Consider the following 4,486-nt stretch of genomic DNA (forward strand, 5'->3'; position numbering starts at 1 on the left):
AAGCACGAGGTGATGCATGACAACGCCATCAAATAACGGCTTTCTGGAACGTACATTCAGACATTTACGCTACGCGTGGAGAGAGGCGACAGATAATCGGGCATCACTCGAAGAATTGAAATTATCGGCAGATCTCAGTGATGATGACGCCGTGATACTACGAACATGGATCGACCACTGCCTAACCGACAAAGGCGGTGAAGTCGCTTCAAGAGCACGTGCCGCCACATTAGGCAAAAGTTATCTGGAACTTAACCCAACCGGACAACAGCGCTTCCTGTCGATTCTTGCACAACATTACGATACAGATGCAGCAGCAGTAGAGCGCTGCATTGCAAACTGGCAAGCCTCCCCGGACGACACCCGCGCAGAAGCCGCACGTCAATTAAGAAAAGTGCTCGAGCCGCCACGCATGAAACTGCTGACACTATTTAATGAGCTACCCGAAGGAATCAAATTTCTGGTAGACATGCGTGCACAGATTCTCGCACTGAAAAACCAGCACCCTGAATTAAAGCCGCTGGAAGCAGACCTTAAACGCCTGTTGATCAGCTGGTTTGATATTGGCTTGTTACAACTCGAACAGATCAACTGGCAATCCAGTGCAGCGCTACTTGAAAAGCTGATTGCCTATGAAGCCGTTCACACCATAAAAAGCTGGGACGATCTGAAAAACCGTCTTGATTCAGACCGCCGCTGCTTCGCTTTTTTCCACCCAAACATGCCCAATGAGCCGATTATTTTTGTTGAAGTGGCACTGGTCAAAGGCCTGGCTGATAACGTGCAGACACTGCTGGATGAATCCGCTCCGGTTGGCGATATAGAGCAGGCCGATACGGCTATTTTTTATAGTATATCGAATGCCCAACGAGGCCTTGCAGGCATCAGTTTTGGTAACTTCCTGATCAAACGGGTCGTCAAAGAGTTACGCCATGACTTCCCGCATTTAAAACAGTTCTCAACGTTGTCGCCCATACCCGGTTTACTGCACTGGCTCAATCAGAACGCACCCGACATTACCCAAAAGCTAGCGCAGAATATAGCTAAAAATCAGCCTGCTGATGAGCAGCTGCGCACAGCCCTGAGCAAACAGGCCGCCTATTATCTGGCCAAAGCGGAGCGCCCGGGAGGCACAGCAGCCGACCGGGTCACTCACTTCCATCTGAGCAACGGCGCACAGGTCGCGCAGCTTAACTGGATGGCGGATACCTCAGAAAACGGCCTGAAGCAGTCGGCTGGCTACATGGTGAACTACCTGTACGATCTACCCAATATTGAAGAACGCAGCCAGGCCTACCTCAGCCATGGGGCACGTTCCCTTTCTTCCTCAATCAAAGCATTACTGGATAACTAATAGCAGCAAATAACTCGTGCGGGGATTTCAAATAACTATTACAGGATTTCAAATAACTCGTACGCGATTTCAAATAAAAAAGGAATAATAAAATGACTCAACGAATCGCAATTGTAACCGGTGCTAACGGCGGCTTAGGTGAATCCATGTGTAAAGCCCTGATCGGACAAGGCCGCAAGGTCATTGGCACTTACGTACCGGGCCACGACGCTGCCGCAACCAGCTGGCAGGAAAAGATGAAACAGCAGGGTTTCGATATCACAATGAAAGCGGTGGATGTATCAGATTATGACGACTGTAAACGTCTTCTGGATGAAGTAGAAAGCAGTGAAGGCAGCGTAGATATTCTGGTGAACAATGCCGGTATTACGCGTGATGCGCCCTTAAAAAAGATGCAGCCGGAGCAATGGCAGGAAGTCATTCAGACCAACCTGAACTCCATGTACAACATGTGTCAGCCAGTATTTGAAGCGATGTGTAATCGCGGTTGGGGGCGAATCGTTAACATCTCTTCTTTAAACGGTCAAAAAGGTCAGTTCGGCCAGGCAAACTACTCTGCTGCAAAAGCAGGCATATACGGATTCACCAAAGCGATTGCTCAGGAAGGCGCAAGAAAAGGCGTTACTGTCAATTCCATATCCCCCGGCTATATTGATACACCGATGGTCCGCAAGGTACCGGAAAACGTGTTAAGCAGTATCGTAGCGGGGATTCCTGTGGGCCGGCTTGGACAGCCGGAAGAGATCGCTCGTGCGGTTGTGTTTCTGACAGCAGATGAGGCAGGATTTATTACCGGCAGTAATGTCTCGGTGAATGGCGGCCAGTATATGGCGTAGGCCTGAAGCGGCCCTCACTGTTATCGTGAGGGTCGCTTTCCACAAAAGCCGATTATTTCCTCAGCAAGCGCAGACCATTGCCAACCACCAGCAAGCTCGCCCCCATATCAGCAAAAACAGCCATCCACATGGTACCCAGCCCCATGATTGTGAGTACCAGAAAGACCGCTTTTATACCCAGTGCCAGTGCAATGTTCTGAATCAGAATACGACGGGTTTGCCGTGATAAACGCACAAAAGCAGGCACTTTACGCAGATCATCATCCATCAAAGCAACATCGGCTGTTTCAATCGCGGTATCCGAACCCATCGCCCCCATCGCAAAGCCTATCTGTGCGCGGGCCAGTGCAGGGGCATCATTTATGCCATCACCGACCATGCCAACAGTAGCGTCTTTTTCCAGGGCGGTAATCGCCGCCAATTTATCTTCGGGAAGCTGGTTACCCCTTGCTTCATCGATACCGACTTGTTGAGCAATCGCTGTTGCCGTGTGCTGATTATCCCCCGTCAACATAATGGTTTTTATACCCAGTTGATGCAGCTCAGCAACCGCTTCGCGGCTGGTCGCTTTTACCGTATCAGCAACCGCAAACAGAGCCAGTACTTGCTGGTCATCCACCAGCATCACGACGCTTTTCCCTTCCCGTTCAAGTTGACCTAAACGTGCTTCAAGGTCACTGGAACAAAGCCCTGACTCTTCTATCAGGCGATGATTACCCAGAGAATAAAATCGCCCTTTGATGCAGCCTTTCACACCCCGCCCCGGAATAGCTTCCAGGCAATCTACACTCAAAGTTGTCCCTGAAAGCTTCAGCGCAGTGCGCACATCAACAAAATTTGCCGCCTCCGCTTTCGCAATCGCCTGTGATACCGGATGATCTGATCGCACGGCAAGACTCGCAGCCAGCTGATAACACCCCTCAATCGTATGCCCGGCAGATTCCCCCGCCAGCGGATCTATTAAAACCTCAAACTCGGTTAACACAGGTTTACCGTGAGTCAGAGTGCCGGTCTTATCCAGCGCCAACCATGAGAGCTTGTGCCCCTCTTCCAGATACACGCCCCCTTTAATCAGAATGCCACGCCGGGCAGCCGCCGCCAAACCACTGACAATCGTCACAGGGGTAGATATCACCAGCGCACACGGGCAGGCGATTACCAGCAGCACCAGTGCTTTATACACCCAGTCAAACCAGAGCCCACCCATCAATAACGGAGGCACAACTGCCACGGCTAGCGCAATAAAAAAAACAATAGGTGTATAGAGGCGCGCAAATTGATCGACAAAACGTTGTGTAGGCGCTTTCGCACCCTGGGCTTCTTCAACTGCATGAATAATGCGCGCCAGTGCGGAATCATCCGCCGCGGCACTCACCTTATACTCAAACGAACCCGATTCATTGATCGTACCCGCATATATCTGATCGCCCTCCGCCTTATCCACAGGCAAACTTTCGCCCGTAATTGGCGCTTGATTCAACGTTGAGCGGCCCCGCACTATCTCGCCATCAAGTGCAATGCGTTCTCCTGGCTTAACCCTGACCCGACTGCCAACGGCCACAGTGGCTGCCACTACTTCCAGCCAGCTGCCATCAGACTGTTGTACCGTTGCTTTTTCCGGTGCCAAATTCATTAAACCGGCAATCGCATTACGCGCCCGATCCAGCGATTTCGCCTCAATCAGTTCTGCAAGCGTAAACAGCACCATCACCATCGCCGCCTCTGGCCACTGTCCTAATATCAAGGCCCCTGTCACCGCAATACTCATCAACGCATTGATATTCAGATCACCGTGACGAACCGCCACCCAACCTTTTTTATAGGTCGTCAGTCCACTAAGCCCGACCGCAATTAACGCCAGCACAGCGGCTAAACCATTATTAGATAGCTCACCAGACAACCAACCCGAGAGCCCATTAATTGGCTCTAACCAACCAACCACCTCAGCCATAAGCGCCGCCACAGCGGCAAGCCCCAATGGCCACCATGATTTTTTCGGCTCTTTCTTTGGTGGTAACTTCCCCTGTACGCCGGACACTTCCGGTTCAAATCCGAGCGAACGAATCCCTGCTAACACCGCTTCCAGTGCATCCGCTGTATGCTCAACCATCAGCACCCGTTGCATCAGATTAAATTCCAGACTGATGACATCCGGCAGTGTGCCCAATTTTTTGCGAATCAGCGCCTCTTCAGTAGGACAATCCATCTGCATAATACGAATAGGGGTACGCAAGCCATTATCAACTCTCTGCGACCCGGATAGCGTACTGGCAATAGCAGGCTCAGCAGCACAGCA

General features: G+C 51.2%; 3 protein-coding genes. 2 read left to right on the forward strand and 1 reads right to left on the reverse strand.

Translation table 11 applies throughout. From position 1 onward, the window contains the following. The first annotated feature begins 16 nt into the window (after nt 1-16). A complete protein-coding gene (locus ABY436_RS19155) occupies nt 17-1,354 on the forward strand; it encodes a malonyl-CoA decarboxylase (RefSeq protein ID WP_372740526.1) in 1,338 nt (445 codons plus the stop codon). 92 nt (nt 1,355-1,446) lie between these two features. Beyond that, nucleotides 1,447-2,190: an acetoacetyl-CoA reductase gene (gene phbB / locus ABY436_RS19160; protein WP_372740527.1), complete on the forward strand. Its 744-nt coding sequence runs from the start codon at nt 1,447-1,449 to the stop codon at nt 2,188-2,190. A 52-nt stretch (nt 2,191-2,242) separates the two neighbouring features. Here phbB and ABY436_RS19165 read toward each other — a convergent pair. After that, nucleotides 2,243-4,486, reverse strand: a 2,244-nt coding sequence (locus ABY436_RS19165) for a heavy metal translocating P-type ATPase (protein ID WP_372740528.1), incomplete at its 5' end; no start/stop codon positions are given.

The sequence above is a fragment of the Neptunomonas sp. genome, assembly GCF_041601355.1.
Lineage (GTDB): Bacteria > Pseudomonadota > Gammaproteobacteria > Pseudomonadales > Balneatricaceae > Neptunomonas.

Excerpts from the sequence above, each read along its gene's own strand:
- ABY436_RS19155 (WP_372740526.1), top strand. The coding sequence starts at position 17 with ATGACAACGCCATCAAATAACGGCTTTCTGGAACGTACATTCAGACAT.
- phbB (WP_372740527.1), top strand. The coding sequence starts at position 1,447 with ATGACTCAACGAATCGCAATTGTAACCGGTGCTAACGGCGGCTTAGGT.